A 398-nucleotide genomic window follows, 5' to 3' on the forward strand; every position below is an offset into this window, starting at 1 on the left:
TTTGGCAGATGCAGCACGAACGGAACAAATAGAAGGTGTTGTTTTGTCCAATGAATGGCTGGATGCTTTTCCGGTTCATATTGCCGAGAAGAAAAAGACAGGCTGGCAGGAAGTGTGGGTGACGGAGCACCAGGACCAATTTATTGAGGAATGTAGAGAGGTCACTCCTGAGCTGGGGCGGTATTTGGAAGCATTGGAGATGAAGCTACCCGCAGGAATGCGAATCGAGGTCAATCTGGAGCTGGAAAAGGCTGCGGAGGATGTTTCACGACTGCTGAAAAAAGGGTTTGTGGTTACTATCGATTACGGTGATCTGCAGGAGGATTTGTATCATCAAAGCCGTAAGCAAGGAACACTGATGTGTTATTATCGTCATCAGGCACATGGAAATCCATACA

General features: G+C 47.2%; 1 protein-coding gene. It reads left to right on the forward strand.

Features of this window, described 5'->3' with window-relative positions:
• Nucleotides 1-43 precede the first annotated feature (43 nt).
• Nucleotides 44-398 (forward strand): SAM-dependent methyltransferase (locus SB773_RS30235; RefSeq protein WP_410593881.1); only part of this gene is annotated, 355 nt, incomplete at its 3' end.

This window comes from Bacillus sp. SIMBA_074, assembly GCF_046534555.1.
GTDB lineage: Bacteria > Bacillota > Bacilli > Bacillales > Bacillaceae_G > Bacillus_A > Bacillus_A mycoides.